This window comes from Nesterenkonia alkaliphila (assembly GCF_009758175.1).
In the GTDB taxonomy this organism is placed as follows: Bacteria; Actinomycetota; Actinomycetes; order Actinomycetales; family Micrococcaceae; genus Nesterenkonia; species Nesterenkonia alkaliphila.
In genome coordinates this window covers 39,467-55,008 of record NZ_WRPM01000051.1, presented here as the reverse complement: position 1 = coordinate 55,008, position 15,542 = coordinate 39,467, and the positions used below count along the sequence as shown (strand labels likewise).

Below are 15,542 nucleotides of genomic sequence, written 5' to 3'. Positions count from 1 at the left end.
TGGTGTGGTGACTCAAACGCCACTTGATCGCCTTCCACTGCGCCCGGAGCTGAAGGGGCAGCAGCCCTACGGTGCACCCCAGCTGAATGTGCCGGCAATGCTAAACGTCAACGAGACCACCTACCCGGTGCCGGCCGATGTGGTGGATGCCATCGCCAAAGAGGTCCGCGCCGCCGCTGAGACCCTCAACCGTTACCCGGATCGCGAGTTCACCGTGCTGCGCACTAAGCTCGCGGAGTACCTCAGCGTAGAGTCCGGCGCTGCATTGATTGCTGAGCAGATCTGGGCAGGAAACGGCTCCAATGAAGTCATGCAGCATATCCTGCAGGCCTTCGCCGGGCCAGGGCGCTCCGTGATGTCCTTCCCGCCCACCTATTCGATGTATCCGCTCTACGCCAGAGGCGTATACAGCAGCTATATCGCCGGCACCCGCGGACCCGGCTTCAGCCAGACCCCGCAGGATGTGGCGGCTCAGATCCGGCAGCACCGGCCCCATGTGGTGATCCTCTGCTCACCGAACAACCCCACCGGTACCGCCTTGAGCCTCGAGGTGGTGGAGGCCGCCTACCAGGCCGCGCAGGAATCAGAGACCATGGTGATCGTCGATGAGGCCTATGGAGAGTTCCGCCAACCGGGCACACCCTCAGCGCTGACCATGCTTGAGGGGCGCCCCAGGCTCATCGTCACCAGGACCATGTCCAAGGCCTTCGCCCTGGCCGGCGGACGCCTTGGCTACCTGGCAGCAGCCCCTGAGGTCACCGATGCGCTGCGCCTGGTCCGCCTGCCCTACCACCTCTCAGCGGTCACGCAGGCAGCGGCTTGCGCGGCCCTGGACCACGCCGAGCATCTGATGGCCAATGTGGAAAGGATCAAAGGTCAGCGCGACCGCATCCTCAACGAGCTGCCGCAGATGGGCCTGACCCCCTATCCCTCAGATGCCAACTTCGTCTTCTTCGGCGGGCTCGAGGACGCCCACCAGGCCTGGCAGCACCTACTCGATGACGGCATTCTGATCCGTGATGTCGGAATCGAAGGCCACCTGCGGGTCACCGCCGGCACCGAGGCGGAGACCACCGATTTCCTCAACTCTCTGCGGAACTACCTGAACCGATAGGATTGCCCCCTATGGCAGCAGAACTCATCACCGGCCGCGGCAGCCCATCCCGGGCTGCGCAGATGCAGCGCAGCACCAGCGAATCCCGGGTGCATGTGCGGATGGACCTTGACGGCACTGGATCCTCACAGATCTCCACCACTGTGCCCTTCTACGACCATATGCTCACTGCTCTGGCCAAGCACTCACTGATCGACCTGACGGTGGAGGCCCAGGGAGATACCCACATCGATGTCCACCACACTGTGGAGGACACCGCCATTGTCATCGGCGAGGTGCTGCGCACCGCCCTGGGCGATAAGCGCGGCATCCGGCGGTTCGGGCACGCCTCAGTGCCGCTGGATGAGGCGCTGGCCGAGGCCACGGTAGATGTTTCCGGGCGCCCCTATCTGGTGCACACCGGTGAGCCTGAGGGCCAGCAGTACCACCTGATCGGCGGGCACTTCACCGGGTCCATGACGCGGCATGTGTTCGAGGCCATCACGTATCACTCCGGGATCTGCCTGCATATGCGGGTGCTCTCCGGCCGGGACCCCCACCACATTGTGGAGGCCCAGTTCAAAGCCTTCGCCCGTGCCCTGCGCGCTGCCGTGGAGTCCGATCCGCGCACTGATGAGATCCCCTCCACCAAGGGGGCACTGTGAGCCGCAGGCCCAGCGTTGCCGTGCTGGACTACGGGTCCGGCAATGTGCACTCCGCAGTACGTGCCCTGGACCGTGCCGGGGCCCAGGTGGAGCTCACCCAGGACCCGGAGACACTTCTGAACGCCGATGGCCTGGTGGTCCCGGGAGTGGGAGCCTTCGCCGCGGTGATGGACGCCCTGAAAGCCATCGACGCACCGCGCTGGATCGGCCGGCGGATCGCCGGAGCCCGCCCGGTGCTCGGAATCTGCGTGGGTCATCAGATCCTCTTCGAACGCGGCGTGGAGCACGGTATCGCCGCCGAGGGGATGGGGGAGTGGCCCGGTGAGGTCACTGCCCTGCCCAGTGACGTCGTCGTCCCCCATATGGGATGGAACACGGTGCGGGCCCCTGAGGGCAGCACCCTGTTCGAAGGCATCGAGGATCAGCGCTTCTACTTTGTGCACTCCTATGCGGTGCAGTCCTGGGACTTCGACCAGAGCATCGGGAGTATGAACCCGCCCAAGGTCACCTGGTCCCACCACGGTGCCGACTTCATCGCTGCAGTGGAGAACGGGCCGCTGGCCGCCACGCAATTCCATCCGGAGAAATCCGGAGAGGCCGGCACGCAGCTGCTGCGCAACTGGATCACCTCACTCTGACCCACCTGGAGGCACGATTATGACTGAGAACTCTGCGCCCGCCGGCGCCACCAAAGCCTTGGAGCTGCTGCCCGCTGTGGATGTGGCAGACGGCCAGGCGGTCCGCCTGGTCCAGGGCGAGGCCGGCTCCGAGACCGGCTACGGCGACCCCCTGGAGGCAGCCCAGACCTGGCAGGACCAAGGAGCTGAATGGATCCACCTGGTGGATCTCGACGCCGCCTTCGGCCGCGGCCACAACCGCGAGATCCTGCAGAAGGTGGTCGAGCAGATCGATATCAAGATCGAACTCTCCGGGGGCATCCGCGATGATGAATCCCTGGACCGCGCCCTGGAGATGGGCGCCACCCGGGTGAACCTCGGCACTGCCGCCCTGGAAGATCCCGAGTGGACCGCCCGGGCCATCGCGCGCCACGGGGACGCCATTGCGGTGGGCCTGGATGTGCGCGGGGAGACCCTCGCCGCTCGCGGCTGGACCAAGGAGGGCGGCAATCTCTGGGAGGTGCTGGCCCGGCTGGAGGATGCCGGCTGCCCGCGCTATGTGGTCACCGATGTCACCAAGGACGGCACCCTGCGCGGTCCCAATACGCAGCTGCTGGCCGATGTGGCCGCCCGCACCAATAAGCCGGTGGTGGCCTCCGGCGGCATCTCCAGCGTGGACGATATCGCCGCTCTGGCAGCGATGGTCAGCTCCGGGGTGGAGGGCGCCATCATGGGTAAGGCACTCTACGCCGGCAAGTTCACCCTCCCCGAGGCACTGGAAGTAGCTGCCCAGTCCGCATGAGCGATGTGCCGAGTTCAGCCGTGACGGCCGGTAGGGATGTGCCCGCCGGCGGGATCCGCGCCGAACTGCCGGCTCATATCGCCAATCTGCTGGCCAGGCAGAACCGGGCCGCCGACGGCTCGCCGGCCGATTCGGCCGGGATCAGCTGGGCCGGGCGTGACCTCTCCGGAGACGGCAACCCGCTGCACAGCTTTGACGGTGACAACGGCCTGGTCACCGAACAGATCGGCAGAGTACGACGCCGCCTGCTCACCGGGGACACCGATGAGGCCGGGTTCGTCAATGCCCTGGCCGGCCAACGGCTCTTCGCCCCAGTCATCGCTACCGGGGAGGGCGATGCCGAGCACGGCGATAAGGAGGCCGCCATCTCCCTGGTCACCCTGACCGCTTCAGAGGGCAGGACCGCAATGCCGGTGTTCACCTCGGTGCAGGCACTTACTGACTGGCACCCTGAGGCCCGCCCGGTGGCCGCTGAATCCGAACGCGTGATGCTGGCAGCCCTGGCCGAGGGTGCTGAGCTGGTGGTGCTGGACCCGGGTGCAGAGTTCACCTTTGTCATCCGCCGCCCGGCGGTGGAGGCTCTGGCCCAAGGCGCCAGCTGGATTCCCAGCTATCAGGATCAGGAGCTGGCAGGAGCTCTGGCGGAGATCCCCCAGAGCTGCCCCGGGGTGGCCGGACTGCAGCTGAGCCCGGGGGCGGGCATTATGACCGAGACCCGTGACGGTGACCGGGTGCTTGGCGGCGGGACCGGCCCGGAGCTGAGCATCGGGGTGCTCCTGGAGCCTGGGACCGATGAAGTGGGCGCTCGGCTGGCGCTGGCCGCAGTGCAGGCGGCCATGGCGGAGATCAGCCTGCTGCGCGAGCGTGCCGACTCGGTCCAAATCCGCCTGGTGAAGCCTGGCTAGCCGGGTTCAGTCCTCGGCCTGCTCCACCGTCTGGTGGATCTGCTCACAGATCCCCTGCAGCTGTTCGGCCTGAGCATCGTCCAAGGCAGGGTGGAAGAGCTGCTTGATGTGCTGGGCGTGCACGGCGGAGGCGGCGGCGAAGACCCTGCGGCCCTCCTCAGTCAGCTGGGCTGTCATCCCGCGCTTATCGTTCTCATCGATGCACCGTTCGATCAGTCCGCGTTTGGCCAGGGACTTCGCCTGATAGGACAGCCGTGAGGGGGAGAAGACCATCCGGTCGGCCAGTTCGCCCATCCGCAGCTGGTGGTCCGGGGCCTCTGCCAGCAGCAGCAGCAGGTTGTACTCGGCCAGCTTCAGGCCGGTGACCGCGTGCAGGCGCTTCTCCATCCGGTCGCTGATCAGCGCGGAGGTCTCGAAGAAGGCACGCCAGGCACGGGCCTTGGGGGAGAATCCGGTCAGATCGCGTTTCCGGATGGAGGGTTCTGCTGGGGTCATCCCCATATAGTACGCAGGTTCAAGAGCCGTGATGACTAGATTGGTCACGAGATTCACGCCTCAGGGTTGCGTCCCAATCACTACGCTCCAGTTGGATCAAGTCTCAGAAGACAATGGACGCTCGTAGCAATCGCTAAATCACGTGTTCCGTATTTGCTGAAGGTGCTTACTCGCTGAGCGTCCCCGAATCCAGCTCCGAGCTCAAGTACAGGGCGGCGACATCCAAGCAATTCAAGTGGGTGGCCGCAGCCCTGCGGGAGTGTGGGAACCGTCACGCTACCGTCAGTATGAGGACTCGAGTGCCTCAGCCGTCTCTCAGTTGAAGCTGCTTCCCTGACTCTTCCGACCCCAGGTCCATGCAAACAGACTTAACAGACTTATGTGTTCAGGTCAGGCGAAATAGTCCGCATCCACCTCAACGGCGCTGAACCTCTGCTTTTCCTGTACTCCGACTCGGTAGGCAATCATGAGCTCGACGAGTCTCGCGCCGTTGATGAGGATGATGCGTGACGGTACTTTCAGGGCATAGTCGATTGCCCCAGAGGTAAAGGCGCTTGTTGTGAGGAAAACCCCTCGGGATGCGCCGAAGCCATGTAGGGCGCCGACGAACGCCTGGATCGACTCGCGCCCTACGTTATTGCCTTCCTTGTAGCGTTTGGCCTGGATGTATACCTGGTCGAGACCGAGTGCGTCTTGGTCTATGAGCCCGTCAATGCCCTCGTCGTTACTCCCGCCGATGCGACGACCACGCTGGGCAGCTCCTCCGTAGCCCATTTTGAGTAGCAGGTCGACGACAGCCTGCTCAAAGAAGTCCGGGTGACTGTCTCGGAGCCGTGTCAGGAGATCTTCCCCTACGCTGATCTCGATCCTTCCCACCGCGTCTTCGATCACCTCTATGGGGTCGGAGATCTCGTCGTTCGCTTCAGGGATCGGACCCGAGGTCGGCGCTTTCGACCGTTCGGGCCAGAAGGGGGCGAATACCTCTCTCGCTAGCGTGTAGTCGAAGCCCCCAGGGTAATCGAGGAGAGCTTTCCGGCCGGCGTCGGTGATTAGGTAGTAACCGCGATCGGGCCGGTCAATCCAACCGGCCTTACCCAGGTGGCTGAGCACCCACCCTAGGCGCTGCTCATAGCGAGTACCGCCTGATTTGAGTGTTTCAGCACGGGCTTGGTCGCTGAGCTGCGTGAGGGTGGCAACGGAGTCGAAAATCTCTCTCCGCTGGTGTTTTTGTCCATCCGAGAGGATCTTGAGAGTGGGCACGACGAACTCTGGCCAGATGGGGACGAGGGATGTCTTCTCACTCATAGGGTTCAGTATGTCAGGCCCCTCCGAGGTGAGTGATGCAATTTGTTTCAGGAACCCAGCCAGAGTCTCCACCGTCAAGGTAGCGTTGGTCGCTAACCTATTGCGACGAATCTGTGCCGGCGAGCTAGAGTCGACTTGAGCGAGGTAGACCGCCACTGGCCCGCCGGGGTGCCTTCGGGAACAGGCCAATAGAATGTTCTCAACGGTGTCGACTACCCGACCGGCCCTACATTCTCCGCGTCCGACTTCGGTACCGAGGCATCTACCCATGTTTGTGTCCGGCTGCTCTGCACCTAGCGTAAAGTACTGCGGGATCAGAGTTTGGCTGTGACTAGCTGGTCCTGACGACCTCACCGGTAGTGACGTCCACGTAGACCTCCGCATCGTTGGTCATCTCGAACTCCCAGACCACGGTGCCGTCCTCGGTGTCCAGCTCGCCGTCCTTGGGCTCGCCGCCGGACTCTGATTCAGCGGTCTGCAGGGCTTCGGCGATGTCGATCTGCACCGCCTGGGCGTTCTCCTCGTCGTCGGCGTCGATGCCGTCATCCTCAGTGTCGATGATCTCGAAGGTCTCGGAGTCCACCTCCAGCTCCCATTCGGTGGAGCCGTCATAGACGAAGACCTCTACATAGCCGTCCTCGTCGGTGTTGTCCTCGAACTCGGTGATGACTCCGTCAGGGTACTCGGCCAGCGCGGCCTCAATGGCCTGGTAGACCGGGTGGTCCCCTCCGGCCTCGGGAGTATCGGTGTCATCCCCGGTGCCGGCGTCGTCGGTGGCTTCCTCGGTCTCCTCCTCAGTGGGCTCGAACTCGGGCTCGGGGGAGTCCTCATTCTGCCCAGGGGTGACGTCCTCGCCGTCCTCGGGCATCTCGTCATCGGGGGCGCAGGCGGCCAGCGTCATGGCGGCAGCGGCGGTGACAGAGAGGATGCCGAAGGCTGAACGGTGCAGCGGTGAACGGGTGCTCTGAATAATGTGCTCGGTGCTCATAGGGCCATTCCATGCCCAGAGGCTCAGCATCTCCACCAAGTTTGCTTGACGCAAGCTGTAATGAGGAAACTCTCATCAGCCTTCCTGTTCAGACGGATACCCGCGGTGACTGCTCGGCGAGTGCCCACTGAACCAGCGTGGTGCCCTCGGGGCGCAGATGCACCGCCCGCCCCGGGATGGGGCGCGGCAGCACCGGGACGAGGGTGGCGAATGCCTCGCCCTGGCTGCGGGAGGTGGGGGAGAGCAGCACATTGGAGCCCTCGCTGCGGGCCGGGTGGGCCCAGGGCAGCTGGGAGAATACCGAGGAGGACGCCGCCCCTGTAGCCACCACCGGCACCCCAGCGGTGACTGCCTGCTGGATAAGACCGTGCTGCTGGGCCGGGCAGCGGGCGGCATCGTCTACCAGCAGCACCTCAGGTCTGGTCTGTGGGGCCGGCCCGCCGGGGGTGAGCACATATGCGCCGGGAACCTGTTGGGCCAGCAGCTCTAGGCAGCTGGACTTCCCGGTGCCGCGGCCGCCCAGGATCAGGTTGACCGGGCCGAGCGGGAGGGCCGCGGGGCTCCAGCTGAACTGGTGGACACCCACCACGGGGGCGGGGTTTTGGGCCTCTGCAGCGGGTTGCTGGGGTGGCAGTTCAGCGACGGCCAGCCGCTCGGGCAGCGGGCGGACCCGGATGCGGGGAGGCTCAGCGGTGTCAGCATTCCCAGGGGAGGGTGCAGCTGTGGGATGCTCAGTGACCAGCTGTACCACCAGGCCCGGCGGGGGTGTCTTCGGGTCGGTCAGCACACCTCGGCCGGGCAGCGGATCGGTGCTGCGCAGAGTGGGCCAGAGATACCGGACCTCCTCCGAGGTGCCCAGGGGCAGGTACACCCGGGCGGGGATTCGTGCTGCTAATCTGCCCATCGCCAACTCCCGGCCCCCGGCGATGAGTACGCTGATCCCAGCCTGCGGACCCTCGGCAGCCAGGGTGCCCAGCAGATGCTCCAACAGCTGGGAGCCATGCTGCCCAGCCGCATGCCACTGGGCGTAGCCGGTCACGGCCAACAGCACTGGCCGGCGCTCGCCGTTACGCATCCGGCGGGCCAGCATCTCCTCGTGCAGAGCGGACAGCAGATGCTCGACCTCCGGCACATGCTCATCAGTGAGCCAGGCCCCCACCCGGGGGTGCCCGGCGAACCGGACCAGGGAGCGGTCCCCGTCCAGCAGATAGACATCGGTCTCAGGCGCGGCTCCCAGGGCCTGGGCGGCAGCGGCACTGACCGCGCTGGCGGCACCTGAGCCGGATTCGCCCAGCAGGGCCAGTGAACGGGGCCGGAGCAGATCCAGGATCAGGTCCTCCTGACACTGGCCGGTGGGGTCATCGAGCCGACCCAGCAGCACCGTTGAGGCGGTGCCGGGGTGCTCCAGCCGGTCAGTGCAGGACAGCGTCTCCGGGAGACCGGGCAGCAGCGGGGTGTGGCTGCGGCGCTGTCCGGCAGCGGTGCAGGCCTGCTGCAGAGCCTCTACCACGGTGCGGAACTGGCTGCCTGCCGGCGCCGGAGCAGGATGGGCCTCCGGGTACAGCTGCAGCCGGGAGCTGCCGGTGAGCTGGGCAGTCTGGAAGAGCACCGAAGGCTCTCCGGGACGGCGCAGCAGTGCTCGCCCGGGAAGCTCGCGCGGGATGCCCGCTGCCTCAGGGCCGCCGATCACATCGTGAGACTCTTCCTCACTGCGCACCCGAAGACAGATGCTCGCCCCAATATTGGCCCGGATGTCAGCTGTGACCACTCCCTGCGGCCGCTGGGTGGACAGCACCAGGTGCAGGCCCAAGGACCGTCCCAGGGTGGCCAGGCGCATCAGCTCATCGAGCTGGTCCGGCAGCTCATGGGAGAAGATACGGAACTCATCAATAACCACCAGGATGCGGGCCAGCGGCTGCTTCGGCTGCATCCTCCGATACTCCGTGTAGTCCCCCGCCCCAGCCTCAAGGAACAGGCGCTCACGGCGGATCAGTTCGCTGCGGATTCCCTCCAGGGTGCGTTCTGCAGCAGCCTGGGACAGATCGGTGACCACACCCAGGGTGTGTTCCAGGGTGTTGAGCTGGTGGAATGCCGCGCCGCCTTTGAAGTCGATGAGCACCAGGCCCAGTTCAGAGGGACCGTAGGTGGCGCACAGGGAGACCAGCAGTGTCTTCAGCAGTTCGGACTTGCCTGACCCGGTGGTCCCGGCGATGAGCAGGTGCGGGCCCTCGCCCACCAGGTCCAGGGTCTGCTGCCCCTGGGCCGATTGGCCGAGCACAGCATTCAGATGTTCCGCGGCAGTGCCGCTGAACAGACGCTCCGGCAGCGGATAGCTGCACTGTTCGGGGACCCGCCCCGCAGTGCTCGAGGCTGCGGCATGAGGCAGGCTGAGCCGCAGGTGCTCGGCCAGAGTCTCCGCGGAGAGTCCGTCGAACCGCAGCTGCCGGACCGTGGTCTGCGGGCCTGCTGTTCCGGTGTGCCGCAACACTGTGCCGGCTGGAAGATCGACGGTCCACCCCGGGGCCTGGCTGGCTTCTGCCGCGGGAGCCAGGAGATGCCAACCGGCACTGAGCGCCTGCTGGACCAGGCGGCTCTGTGCTGCTTCGGTGCAGATCAACACTCCGGGGAGGGGGTGGTCAGAATCAGCCGGCGGCAGCGGCGATGGGTCATGCGGATGCACCTGGCTCAGGTGCGGAAAATCGCGCAGTTCCGTGATGCTGCGCCCGCCCAGCACCACTACTCGCGGCTGTCTCGGATTCAGCACCAGCTGCACCAGCACCCAGCGGAGCAGCCGCTGAGCTTCCCGCAGCGGACCCCGGATTCGGGTCTGCTCACCCGGTGCCAGTGTGATGCCAGCAGTGCTGAGCACCTCGGCGTCGTCGTCGTATTGTGTGGCCGTCTCAGCGCTGGCACCCAAGTCCAGCTCGGCAGGCACCCTGCCGGTGCCGATCCGCACCGCGGGGCCCGAATCGGCGGTGCCGCCGGCGTGGACCGGGAGGCCCTGAGGGCTGCGAAGCCGCCGGATGAGCTCGCCCGGGGTGCACAGGGCAGTGCTGGCGCGCTCAGCCCAGGCTGCGGCCGCCCGGCGCATCGCCCGCCGGAATTTCCGCCGCCTGCGTTGGCCGTGAGTGAAGACGGCGGCCGCGATCAGGGCGCTGGCCCCGCTGAACATCAGGAACATCCACATTCCGGTCACCAGGACCAGCACGATTCCGGCCAGCAGCGGGACCAGGGCGAAGGCTAGCATCATGCTGTGTTTGCCCTCGGGGGCTTTCTCTCCGACTGGTTGGGCAGCAGGTGGCCAGCTGGGATCAGGTGCTGGTTGCGGGGGTTCCAGGCACAGTCTGAGTCCGGTACCGCCCAGGGTGATGCCGGAGTCCACCGTCAGGGGTGTAGGGGCTCCCCCGGTGTGGGGGTGGAGGCGGATCTGGCGTGCCCCGACCTCCAGAACGGCAGCTTTGCGGGAGACTGCCGGGTCGGCGATCTGCAGCTCGGAGCTGCTGCGCCCGATGCTGTGTTGGCCCCGGTGCAGCGGGATCAGCCGGCCGGCATCCGGACCAGTATCCACGCAGAGGCTCAGCTGTCCGGGGCGAACCGGGTGCAGTTGGTGCCCAGGGGGAGCGGCCAGCACCACCATCTCCGGGTGCATCAGTGCGGAGCCGGGTTCCAGGTGGCGAAGCGGCAGCCCGGCGGTGCTCAGCTGGACCGATCTGGTGCCCAGGAACCTGTGCAGTGCCTCCTGCAGAGCGGGGCCGGACAGCGAGGCGGGGCTGTGGTCCACCTGCAGTCGCAGCTCATGGTCATAGGCCCCTGGGGCCTGGCTGCGCAGCTGTTCCCATCGGCCTGCTGGTACCGCCCCGGGGGCGTGGACCACCGTCACCGCAAACGTCACAGCACATCACCTCTGCCCTTATTAAGCCATGGTTCGTTACACTTAACTAACCTAATACGCCAGAGGGGATGTTTAATTGGGTTTGATGCAGTCTGTGGATAACTCGTCGTTTCCACAGATCCTCCGACGGGGCTTCACGCAGTCCCGGACCGACGCTAAAGTGGTCCACATCACAAACAGGTTCAAGGGCTGTTTCACCGTTGGAAGTACGAGCAGACTCCTGGGAAGGCGCGAGTCGTGGATGCTGTGGGCATTGTTGAGGATGAGGTCCGCGAAACCATCCGTGTGCGCGGCATCGATCCCTCAGCAGACCCCAGCAGCGTCAAGGGCTTGGTGGACGCCGCCGTAGCGGAGTATGACAAACGCTCTATGATCTCTGCCCTGCCGGTGCTGGGCGAACCGACGGCCGCGGCCACCCGGATCTTCCACTCGTTGGCCGGGTTCGGCGAACTCCAGCCGCTGCTGGATGACCCGCAGGTCGAGGAGATCTGGTGGAACCGTCCCGACCAGGTCTTCCAGGCCCGCTCCGGCCGGGCTGAGCTGACCTCCGTGACCCTGACCGAGAACCGGGTCAAAGACCTGGTGGAACGCATGCTGAAATCCAGCGGTAGGCGCCTAGACCTCAGCTCGCCCTTTGTGGACGCCGCCCTGCCGGACGGCTCCAGGCTGCATGTGGTCATCCCGGACATCACCCGCCGGCACTGGGCGGTGAACATCCGTAAGTTCATCACCCGAGCGCACTCGCTGGAGGATCTGGTCCGCCGCGGCTCGCTGACCCAGGAGGCAGCACAGTTCCTGGCCACTGCGGTGGCCAATGGGCTCAACGTGCTGGTCAGCGGGGCCACCGGGGCCGGTAAGACCACACTGCTCAATGCGCTGACCTCAGCCATCGGGCCGCGGGAGCGAGTGGTCACCGTCGAGGAGATCTTCGAACTGGACGTGCCGCTGCGCGATGTGGCCAGCCTCCAGTGCCGCCAGGCCAACCTCGAGGGTCATGGCGAGATCCCGCTGCGCAGGCTGGTCAAAGAGGCGCTGCGAATGCGCCCAGACCGGCTGATTGTCGGTGAGGTCCGCGAGGCCGAGAGCCTGGACATGCTCATCGCACTCAACAGCGGTATGCCTGGGCTGTGCACTATCCATGCCAACTCTGCCCAGGACGCGCTGACCAAGATCTGCACCCTGCCCCTGCTCAGCGCGGAGAACATCACCAGCCAGTTCATCGTGCCCACCGTGGCCGCCTGCATCGACTTAGTGGTGCACTGCGTGCGCACTCCCTCCGGCGCCCGCCATGTCTCGGAGATCCTCGGCATCGGCAGCAGGGTCGAATCCGGCACCATCGAGACCACATCCCTGTTCACTCACGACGGCCAGAGCCTGAACCGCCGTGAGGATGCGGTCTTCGAACACCCCAAGCTCAGCCAGAGCCAACTCCAAGGGGCGCTGCAGTGACCGGAGCGCACACCGCAGAGGCTGCCCTGCTTGGACTGGGCCTGGGCATCGGACTGCTGCTGGTCCTTGCCTCCTGCACCCCCGCACCGCCGAAGACAACGACGACGCCCCGGACATCCCGGGTGCGCAGGCTCCTCGACGAAGCCGGGCACCACCGGGTTCCGGTCTCCGCGATTCTGCTCAGCAGCGCCGGATGCGCAGCGGCAACCTTCGTGGCGGTCTTCACCATCACCACGGCGCTGCCGGTGGCCGCATGTTTCGCTCTGTTCGCAGCCGCCTTGCCCTGGGCCATGCTGCGCTGGCAGCTGCGCCGGCGCCGCAAACAGCTGGGCGAGGTCTGGCCGGATGTGATCGACCATCTCCGCTCTGCAGTGCGCTCAGGGCTGTCCCTGCCCGAAGGGCTCATCGAACTGGGGCATTCCGGACCCGCTGCGCTGCGCGAACCTTTCGCAGAGTTCGGCAGTGACTGGCGGGCGGGGGTCCCCATGGACAGCGCTCTGGAGCGCCTCAAGCTCCGGTTGGCGGATCCGGTCGGCGACCGCATTGTGCTGGCCCTGCGAATGACCCGCGAGCTCGGCGGCACCCAGCTGGGCCGCCTGCTCGACACGCTGGCTGAGGTGCTTCGTGAAGCCAGCCGCACCCGCGGTGAGCTGGAAGCCAGACAGTCGTGGACAGTGACCGGGGCAAAACTCGCCGTGGCAGCCCCGTGGGCAGTGGTGCTGCTGCTCTCCACTCAGCCGGAGGCGGCTGTGGCCTACCGCAGCGGAACCGGCACCCTGTTGCTGGTTGCCGGGTTGGGCGTCTCGGCACTGAGCTACCACCTGATGCTGCGCATCGGGTCACTGCCCGCCGAGGAGCGTGTTCTGGCATGACCAGCATCCACCTCTGGGCAGCCGTAGCCGGACTGGTCGGCGCTGCAGGATTGCTGCTGCTGGTGGCCGGGCTGCCGGTGATGAACCGCCCGCAGCTCGCCGAGCGGGTGGCGCCCTATGTGCGCTCAGCTGCGCCGGAGGCTGCGGCGCCGGCACGGGCCACAGGCTCGCTGGCAGTTGCCGCCCGCATCTTTACCCCTGGGCTTCAGGCCGCAGCAGAACGACTCAGCAGCTGGGGACTGGCCCCCAGCACGGAGACCCTGGTCAAACGGCTGCGCCAGGCCGGTGTAAGCACCACACCTGGTGAGTACCGCCTGCAGCAGCTCAGCTGGGCCAGTGCAGGGGCGGCCGCAGGGGTGCTGCTGAGCATCGGTGCAGCTGCCGCTGGGCGGTTCAGCCTGCCGGCAGCTGTCCTGATCACCGCCGGTGCAACAGTGTTGGGGGCTGCCACCTGCGATGTCAGACTCACTTCTCGCATCAATCGCCGCCGTACCCGGATGCTTGCAGAGTTCCCCACCATCGCTGAGCTGCTCGCATTAGCGGTCAGCGCCGGAGAGACCGCCCCGGGTGCCTTTCAGCGGATCGCCCGCAGCTGCCGGGGAGAGCTGGCCGGTGAGCTGACTGAGCTCACCCGCCGCACTCAAGCAGGGGTGCCCTTCAGCAGTGCGCTGCGCCAACTCAGCACCGAGATCGAAGCTCCTGCGGTGAGCAGGTTCTTCGACGGGGTGATGGTGGCGGTGGAGCGCGGCACCCCACTGGCGGAGGTGATGCGCGCTCAGGCTGCTGATGCCCGCGAACTGACCAAGCGGGAACTGATGGAGGCCGCCGGTCGCAAGGAGGTCGGCATGCTCGCTCCGGTGGTCTTCGGGATCCTGCCACTCACCATCGTCTTTGCGGCGTTCCCGGGACTGGCGCTGCTGCAGATCGGCCTATGACGTCCCTGCCACCTCACGAAACGGAGAATGCTATGTCACACCTCATGTCAACGCTGAGCACCCTGTTCAGAGATCTGCACCAGGAAGAACGAGCAGATGTGCCTGGTTGGGTGATGATCACGTTGATGAGCGCAATACTAGTGGCCGGGCTGCTCGTGCTGGCTCAGGGCGCTTTCCAAGATCTGTTCAACCAGGCCATCGGCCGGGTCACCCAGGAATGAACCGTCTCCGCCAGGCAGCCCAGGCCGAGCGTGGTGCAGCAACTGCGGAGTTCACCATGGTGGCAGCCCTCCTGGTGCTGCTGTTCCTAGCGGTCATCCAGTTTGCCGGCATGATCCACATCCGCAATACCCTCATCGACGCCGCCTCCACCGGGGCGCGCTTCGGCGCCCTCAATGACCGCACCGGTGAGGACGGGGCGGCCCGCACGCAGGCGCTGATCAGCAGCTCCATCGCCTCCCGCTACGCGCAGGACATCACCTATGAATACCTGGAAGTCCCCGAGGGCCGCACCCTGCGCATCACTGTGCGCGCCCAGGTGCCCGTGTTGGTGGTGGGCCCCGGGGTCAGCGAACTGGAAGTCACCGGCACCGCCCATGAGTACGGCTGAGAGCGGAACGCGGAACGAGGAAGGCTCGGCGATCATCGAGTTCCTGGGCCTGGCGGTGCTGCTGCTCATCCCCTCGGTGTGGTTCCTGCTGGCGGTGGCCCAGATCCAGGCAGCCCTCTATGCCGCTCAGGGCGCTGCCGACCAGGCCGCCAGGATCTACGTCGCCTCAGAGGCTGCTCCCCAGCAGGCCGCCGACTACAGCCGGCACGCAGTGGACACCACCCTGAGCGACTACAGCATCGATCCCGCACAGGCCCAGATCACTCGCAGCTGCACCACCGACTGCCACAGCACCGGAGATGTGGTCCGCTACCAGGTGCAGATCCGGGTTCCGCTGCCGCTGGTGCCCGAGTTCGGCGGGTGGGAGCACTCCCTGGTAACGGTCACGGCGTCGTCCTCTGCTCTCCAGGGGGAATGAATGGGCATTTGGGAGCGGAGAATCACCAGCGGGGACCTGCGCTGCCGCCTCCACCGTGAGCTGGCCCAGGAGTCCGGGCAGACCACCGTGCTCATCCTAGGGATGGTGAGCATTGTGCTGATGCTGGCAGCAGTGATCATCGGCGCCAGCGTGGTCAACGTAGAATCCCGCCAGCTGCTCTCCGAGGCCGATGCCGCAGCCTCCGCCGCCGCGCTCGCAGCCCAGCCCGCTCCCGGGGCTGCGCAGCTGACCGAGCAGCAGATCATTGCCGCGGCTCAGGCCTACCTCACCGAGGCAGAGGCCCATCACCGGCACCCTGGGCTCGAGGTCACCGGGGCGAGCATCTCCCCGGCAGGGGAGACCATCACTGTGGAGCTGCGCGCTGATGCCGAGCTGCCAGTGCTGCGCTGGGTGCTGCCGGCCACCGTCGAGGTCACGGCGGAGTCCCACGCCCGGATCTCCGTCAACCGCTGATCAGCCCGGTACTGGGCACGGC

At 66.1% G+C, this 15,542-nt stretch carries 16 protein-coding genes; 12 read left to right on the top strand and 4 right to left on the bottom strand.

What is annotated here, in order from left to right; translation table 11 throughout:
- Positions 1-7: 7 nt before the first annotated feature.
- From GNZ21_RS07425 to GNZ21_RS07405, 5 genes are read left to right on the top strand one after another with little or no spacing between them, the layout of a single operon-like run.
- Entirely contained in the window at positions 8-1,114 is a 1,107-nt protein-coding gene (locus GNZ21_RS07425; RefSeq protein WP_188503542.1) for a histidinol-phosphate transaminase, read from the top strand.
- 11 nt (positions 1,115-1,125) lie between these two features.
- Complete coding sequence (gene hisB, locus GNZ21_RS07420; protein WP_157322881.1) at positions 1,126-1,758, top strand: imidazoleglycerol-phosphate dehydratase HisB; 633 nt, start codon at positions 1,126-1,128, stop codon at positions 1,756-1,758.
- Complete coding sequence (hisH, locus tag GNZ21_RS07415; protein ID WP_188503541.1) at positions 1,755-2,396, top strand: imidazole glycerol phosphate synthase subunit HisH; 642 nt, start codon at positions 1,755-1,757, stop codon at positions 2,394-2,396. Before hisB ends, hisH begins: the two co-directional genes overlap by 4 nt.
- A gap of 19 nt (positions 2,397-2,415) precedes the next feature.
- Positions 2,416-3,177 (top strand): bifunctional 1-(5-phosphoribosyl)-5-((5-phosphoribosylamino)methylideneamino)imidazole-4-carboxamide isomerase/phosphoribosylanthranilate isomerase PriA, encoded by a 762-nt coding sequence (gene priA, locus GNZ21_RS07410; protein WP_157322879.1) that lies wholly within the window; start codon positions 2,416-2,418, stop codon positions 3,175-3,177.
- Complete coding sequence (locus GNZ21_RS07405) at positions 3,174-4,082, top strand: SseB family protein (RefSeq protein WP_157322877.1); 909 nt, start codon at positions 3,174-3,176, stop codon at positions 4,080-4,082. Before priA ends, GNZ21_RS07405 begins: the two co-directional genes overlap by 4 nt.
- 6 nt (positions 4,083-4,088) lie before the next feature.
- Here the strand turns inward: GNZ21_RS07405 and GNZ21_RS07400 are convergent, their stop codons facing one another.
- The 4 genes from GNZ21_RS07400 to GNZ21_RS07385 all read right to left on the bottom strand — a co-directional run bounded on the left by GNZ21_RS07400 (position 4,089) and on the right by GNZ21_RS07385 (position 10,762).
- A complete protein-coding gene (locus tag GNZ21_RS07400; RefSeq protein WP_157322875.1) occupies positions 4,089-4,577 on the bottom strand; it encodes a MarR family winged helix-turn-helix transcriptional regulator in 489 nt (162 codons plus the stop codon).
- 390 nt (positions 4,578-4,967) lie between these two features.
- Positions 4,968-5,882, bottom strand: coding sequence for a restriction endonuclease (locus GNZ21_RS07395; protein WP_157322873.1), 915 nt, complete (start codon positions 5,880-5,882; stop codon positions 4,968-4,970).
- 331 nt (positions 5,883-6,213) lie between these two features.
- Entirely contained in the window at positions 6,214-6,870 is a 657-nt protein-coding gene (locus GNZ21_RS07390) for a PepSY domain-containing protein (protein ID WP_157322871.1), read from the bottom strand.
- Positions 6,871-6,958: 88 nt separating this feature from the next.
- Entirely contained in the window at positions 6,959-10,762 is a 3,804-nt protein-coding gene (locus GNZ21_RS07385) for an FtsK/SpoIIIE domain-containing protein (RefSeq protein WP_157322869.1), read from the bottom strand.
- A 237-nt stretch (positions 10,763-10,999) separates the two neighbouring features.
- Here GNZ21_RS07385 and GNZ21_RS07380 point away from each other — a divergent pair, with 237 nt between their 5' ends.
- Genes GNZ21_RS07380 through GNZ21_RS07350 form a run of 7 tightly spaced genes read left to right on the top strand, consistent with a single transcriptional unit; the run spans position 11,000 to position 15,520 of the window.
- On the top strand, positions 11,000-12,211 hold the full coding sequence (locus tag GNZ21_RS07380; protein ID WP_188503539.1) for a CpaF family protein: 1,212 nt from the start codon (positions 11,000-11,002) through the stop codon (positions 12,209-12,211).
- The gene (locus GNZ21_RS07375; RefSeq protein WP_188503538.1) at positions 12,208-13,083 is read left to right on the top strand and encodes a type II secretion system F family protein; all 876 of its coding nucleotides are present in this window, start codon (positions 12,208-12,210) and stop codon (positions 13,081-13,083) included. Before GNZ21_RS07380 ends, GNZ21_RS07375 begins: the two co-directional genes overlap by 4 nt.
- Positions 13,080-14,018 carry a type II secretion system F family protein gene (locus GNZ21_RS07370; RefSeq protein ID WP_157322867.1) on the top strand — a complete coding sequence of 313 codons (939 nt, stop codon included), beginning with the start codon at positions 13,080-13,082 and terminating at the stop codon, positions 14,016-14,018. The genes GNZ21_RS07375 and GNZ21_RS07370 overlap by 4 nt, the downstream gene beginning before the upstream one ends.
- A gap of 32 nt (positions 14,019-14,050) precedes the next feature.
- A complete protein-coding gene (locus tag GNZ21_RS07365) occupies positions 14,051-14,239 on the top strand; it encodes a hypothetical protein (protein ID WP_157322865.1) in 189 nt (62 codons plus the stop codon).
- Positions 14,236-14,628 carry a TadE/TadG family type IV pilus assembly protein gene (locus GNZ21_RS07360; RefSeq protein ID WP_157322863.1) on the top strand — a complete coding sequence of 131 codons (393 nt, stop codon included), beginning with the start codon at positions 14,236-14,238 and terminating at the stop codon, positions 14,626-14,628. The genes GNZ21_RS07365 and GNZ21_RS07360 overlap by 4 nt, the downstream gene beginning before the upstream one ends.
- Positions 14,615-15,046 (top strand): hypothetical protein, encoded by a 432-nt coding sequence (locus GNZ21_RS07355; RefSeq protein WP_157322861.1) that lies wholly within the window; start codon positions 14,615-14,617, stop codon positions 15,044-15,046. Before GNZ21_RS07360 ends, GNZ21_RS07355 begins: the two co-directional genes overlap by 14 nt.
- Positions 15,047-15,520, top strand: a complete 474-nt coding sequence (locus tag GNZ21_RS07350; protein WP_157322858.1) for a hypothetical protein — start codon at positions 15,047-15,049, stop codon at positions 15,518-15,520.
- Positions 15,521-15,542 lie beyond the last annotated feature (22 nt).

What these genes read in the sequence shown, in the direction of transcription:
- GNZ21_RS07390 (WP_157322871.1), bottom strand. Translation starts at nt 6,870, where the DNA reads ATGAGCACCGAGCACATTATTCAGAGCACCCGTTCACCGCTGCACCGT.
- hisB (WP_157322881.1), top strand. Translation starts at nt 1,126, where the DNA reads ATGGCAGCAGAACTCATCACCGGCCGCGGCAGCCCATCCCGGGCTGCG.
- GNZ21_RS07350 (WP_157322858.1), top strand. Translation starts at nt 15,047, where the DNA reads ATGGGCATTTGGGAGCGGAGAATCACCAGCGGGGACCTGCGCTGCCGC.
- GNZ21_RS07365 (WP_157322865.1), top strand. Translation starts at nt 14,051, where the DNA reads ATGTCACACCTCATGTCAACGCTGAGCACCCTGTTCAGAGATCTGCAC.
- GNZ21_RS07370 (WP_157322867.1), top strand. Translation starts at nt 13,080, where the DNA reads ATGACCAGCATCCACCTCTGGGCAGCCGTAGCCGGACTGGTCGGCGCT.
- GNZ21_RS07400 (WP_157322875.1), bottom strand. Translation starts at nt 4,577, where the DNA reads ATGACCCCAGCAGAACCCTCCATCCGGAAACGCGATCTGACCGGATTC.
- GNZ21_RS07360 (WP_157322863.1), top strand. Translation starts at nt 14,236, where the DNA reads ATGAACCGTCTCCGCCAGGCAGCCCAGGCCGAGCGTGGTGCAGCAACT.
- GNZ21_RS07405 (WP_157322877.1), top strand. Translation starts at nt 3,174, where the DNA reads ATGAGCGATGTGCCGAGTTCAGCCGTGACGGCCGGTAGGGATGTGCCC.
- priA (WP_157322879.1), top strand. Translation starts at nt 2,416, where the DNA reads ATGACTGAGAACTCTGCGCCCGCCGGCGCCACCAAAGCCTTGGAGCTG.
- GNZ21_RS07355 (WP_157322861.1), top strand. Translation starts at nt 14,615, where the DNA reads ATGAGTACGGCTGAGAGCGGAACGCGGAACGAGGAAGGCTCGGCGATC.
- GNZ21_RS07395 (WP_157322873.1), bottom strand. Translation starts at nt 5,882, where the DNA reads ATGAGTGAGAAGACATCCCTCGTCCCCATCTGGCCAGAGTTCGTCGTG.